At 55.0% G+C, this 4124-nt stretch carries 4 protein-coding genes; 1 reads left to right on the top strand and 3 read right to left on the bottom strand.

The features are described from left to right. Together ACJROR_RS03045 and ACJROR_RS03050 are read right to left on the bottom strand one after the other, a co-directional pair. The coding region (locus tag ACJROR_RS03045; protein ID WP_406545803.1) for a hypothetical protein at window positions 1-945 on the bottom strand (945 nt) is incomplete at its 3' end. 41 nt (window positions 946-986) lie between these two features. Then, window positions 987-2330 carry a hypothetical protein gene (locus ACJROR_RS03050; protein ID WP_406545804.1) on the bottom strand — a complete coding sequence of 448 codons (1344 nt, stop codon included), beginning with the start codon at window positions 2328-2330 and terminating at the stop codon, window positions 987-989. Between the two features lie 381 nt (window positions 2331-2711). On the opposite strand from ACJROR_RS03050, the gene ACJROR_RS03055 reads away from it, so the two are divergent. After that, complete coding sequence (locus ACJROR_RS03055; RefSeq protein WP_406545805.1) at window positions 2712-3569, top strand: hypothetical protein; 858 nt, start codon at window positions 2712-2714, stop codon at window positions 3567-3569. A gap of 96 nt (window positions 3570-3665) precedes the next feature. On the opposite strand, the gene ACJROR_RS03060 is transcribed toward ACJROR_RS03055, so the two are convergent. Further along, window positions 3666-4124: hypothetical protein (locus tag ACJROR_RS03060; protein ID WP_406545806.1), on the bottom strand; the 459-nt coding region annotated here is incomplete at its 5' end.

Raw genomic sequence — 4124 nt, forward strand, 5'->3', positions numbered from 1 at the left:
GATCTGCTTGAGATTCAGCTTGCCGTTAATGATTTTGCCGGAGTTCTTACCGTTATCGTAGATATCCTTGAGCAGGGCGCGGGAGCGCTTCACATCAGCATCGACCTTGGCGGCGTAAACATCCAGAGCGTCCAGATAGACGGCCAGAACCTCGATATCCTGGATATCCTTAATGGATGCTACCCGGGATCTTTCCTCCTTGATCTTGGCTCTCAGCTTGTCGTTCCGGGTGGCAATGTTCGGCAGGAAGCTTTCCATAAAGCTCTTATCCACCTGACGGTAGTAGCGCATCATGGCATTGCCGGCGGAGATGATGTTGTAGGCCTTGCCGCTGCTGCCGAAGGCATACTCCTGCATCCCGGAATACTGGAGGAGCTTGTTCCAGGTGGCGCCCTTAGGAGAGGAACGGGTCTGATTCACATAGTCCAGGCATTTGTCCACCGCGGCATCGGCTCCTTCCACAGCCGCAATGAAGTCATCCCCGTAGGCTCCGTTAAGATACTCGTAGGTGTAACCCATAATGCGGTCGTATTCCGTGAGCTTGCTGGAATTCACTGAGATGGCCAGGCGGGAAGCCTCGCCCCGGAGAGCCCGGATTTCGGAGGCCAGAGTCAGAATCACCCCCAGCTGTTCCTTTTCCGTATCGTTCAGAGAGTGCACCTTTTCAGGCTTTGTGGGCATGTTTTTGGGGAGCATGTCCTTATCCCAGTCAGACAGCACGCCGGCAATCCAGTAGTACTGGTAGTAGGGATCCTGCGTCTGTTTAACCATGGGATGCGCCTTGACATTGGATAAAAAGGTCTGACTGCCTTTTTGCAGGGAGGCAATCACCTCGTTTACGGTAAAGACATCGGTATCTTCCTTTTCCTGAGGAGCTGCATAAGCCGAGGCCAGAGCCATGCCGCATACGGCCAGCAGGGCGAGAGACAATTTCTTAAGATTCATTTGTTATTCCATCCGTTACTGTTGAAGCCGCGTTTTCATAATCAGAACCGGGCGGCATAGTCTTCCACATACCATCTGCCGTTGCCTTTTTTGATGAGCACGTGGGGATGCGGGGAACCTATCTGCTTGCCGTTTTCATTAAAGGCTCTGCTGTTGACCGTGGCCTGCTTCACCACCTCGCCCTGAGTCTTGTTCAGGATGGCTCGCTGTTCATCGTCCAGGAAGAAGTTTTCTGCTTCATCGGTGTTGTCAAAGCCCTTGATAACCTTGATCTCGGCCTTGTCAAAGGTGGCATGCACATATTCCTTCCGGAAGCGTTCCTGATGGAGATCCCAGTGATAGCGCACCAGATCCGGAGCCTGCGGGCCGGCCTGACGGTCAGGATTGATGCAGTCCAGGTACAGATCGAAGTTCTTTTCCTTGATGGCGGTCATGAAGATCTCCATGAGCCTTTCCGGAGTGACATCCGCCGGAATGCTCTTCACGGAATACCAGCCTTCCTTAAGCTGCTTTACCTGATCCTCGCCGGCAAAATACCCGGAAGCATCGGCGCTTTCCTTATAGAAGGCGGCCACGTGTCCCGGAACCTTCAGAGCCACCGGCAGCACGGCCCAGCCCAGACGGGGTATGCCAACCTTTTTCTTGGCGGGATCGGGGTTTTCCGCAACCACCTCGGAGATCTGCCCCAGCACGGTGAACTTGATGGTGTCTCCTAAACTGGAGTCCACGGTGCGGCGGTAGCGCTTCACGGCTTCGTAGGGGCCCAGCCAGTTTCTTTCGGAGATATTAATAAAGTAGTAGCCCAGAGAAGGCTTGCCCTGCCAGAGGTATTCGCCGGTAAGACCGTAGAACTGATTGGAGGGATACTCCACGTTTTCCAGAACGACGTACTTGTTCTGGAGGCTGGAAATGGACACCACGTTGGGATTGGGAATGGGGGCCGCGGGGATAATGTCGGCGCGATGATCGTTCAGGAACTTTTCAAACTCCCGGTCGCCGATGGCGGAAATGGTATTCCGGAGCTCCTCCTCCTTCTTCTTATAGGCTACCCATTCCGGATTAACCTCGGTATAGTCCCCCTTGCTCTTCATGAGGGTGATTTTGGTGCGCTGAAAGAGAGCCTCCACATCCGGATTGTCCGGATACTTCTCCTTCAGGGCCTGCACCTTGGTGAGGGCGTCCTTTTTGGAACGCCAGACCATCTTTTCCCCGCCATGCTGCAGAGCGACTTCCTTTTCAAATTCCTTGACGTAGTATTCGGCCTGGCCGATTTCGCGCTTCATTTTGGCGTAGTCAACGGTCTCTGCACTGCAGGGATCAGGGGTGAACGCGGCCAGTCCCAGAATCAGGGGAACTGCAGCCAGACCTGCTTTAAGAATTTTCATGCGCACCTCATGCTAAAGTACATGCTATGTATTTGCTGTTCCGTGTCCGGCCCCTGACAAAGCGAAAGGGGGGCGGATGCGGCTGTCTGCGGGAATGCCTTCCGGAAGCAGACAGGCATTAAAAAAACTATGCATTGTAAGTCATGCCGGAACATAACCCGAAAGATTTCCGTTTTTCATGTCAGGATATGTGAAGTCCGGTTAAACCTAGGACTTTCCGCCGCTTAAAAAGTTCCGGACGCGGCAAAGGTTTTCATCTTGCATAAAACCGGAATTACGCCACAGGCGGAATATAGCGATAACGCTATAATTGCGGTAAATGTCATGCCGTTGGAACAGGTTTCATGCGGCAGCCTGAGCAGTCATTCAGCAGAGGTTTTTATGAGGATACCGGAAGAGCTTTTCAGAAACCGTTTTGAACAGGAATACAACGCCGAGACCGGAAGAGACCTGATTCCGGAAGGGGCGGATTTTGGCACCTACTTTAAGAAGTGTTTGGAGGAGGCCTCCCATGGCAATGCGAAAATGGCTCTTTTTGCGGCCACGGAATACGGCGCCCGGCGGGACAATCCCGAAAACCTCCGGGCCTTCCGGGACTGGATCCTAAAGAGCATCTGTCTCGGGAGCAGCTACGCCCGGGTCTTCTGCCTCCGGGAATATCTCCGGGAGGCGGTGGAAAGCGGCAACATGGGCTCCGCGGAAGCCTACGCCAGGGAAGCCCTGCTCCTTTACCGGGATCACGGCTATATTATGGCGGCGGAAACTGCCTTGCGGGGCCTTCTGGCTCTGGGAGACGAGGAAGCTCTGGCCCGGGCCGAGGAGCTCCTTGAGGACGCTCTTAAAACCACCGGCGCCGCCGAGCTTCTTCTGGTGTTCGCTCAGGGAACCCTGGATTACGATGACGGCCCGGAGAAGATTTCCGAAAGGGCGGATCTTCTTATCAGGGCGGCGGATCTGGGCATCAGAGAAGCCATCCGCCTTCTTTCCGTTTACTACCGGGTGCATGTCCGGGATCTGGCGCCCCGGGTTAAGGATCTCATCGCCTGCATTAAAAGACATCAGGAGGAGGATGATGCGGGCGCCCGGAAAACCCTGGCCCTGATCTACTCCGCCGGTACCTTCAGAACCAATCCGGTTTATGATTTCCGGAAGGCCCGGCTCACGCTTGCGGAAATAAAGGAGCCCGATGAGGAAACGGAACGGATTATGGAGATGTGCGGCGGCCGGGATGCTTTCTAAGCCTGCTTTTCTGCCGGAAGCGAGAGCTGAGATCGAAGAACTAAGAACTGCGGAGATTACCGATTGCTCGCAGTCGCTGAAGCTCCCCATGTCATCTTACTCCTCGCAGTCTGCGCAATCCTCGCATTCCGGATCATCGCAGTCCTCGCACCATTCGCACTCGTCAAATGGTTTTTCAGGGCTGCCCCAGGTGGAATATCTTTCGGATCTCGCGGGCTTCTCGGCGGATCCGGAAGAGTAATAGGGCAAATTCCCGGAAGATCCCGACTTGGGTTTCTGACTGGGTTTCGGAGCAGGCCGGGGCACCGGGCGGCCGCCGCCGTGACCGCCCTTGGCCAGCAGGAGAGAGCCCGGAGACATAAAGCTTTCCGGGCGAACATCCTGAGGATGAGGAGCAGCGGAAATCTCGCAGCCTCCGGCCCCGGGGGAAAGGGCAGCCTCGCAGGTCAGGAAATCCGGGGATCTGGCATATGCCGCTGTTTGTCCTGCGGTCAGCAAAAGCAGCAAAATTCCGGATGACAGTGAAAAACCGGCAATGATAATTCTGGCGGAAAG

The sequence above is a fragment of the Succinimonas sp. genome (assembly GCF_045225735.1).
Taxonomy (GTDB): Bacteria; Pseudomonadota; Gammaproteobacteria; order Enterobacterales; family Succinivibrionaceae; genus Succinimonas.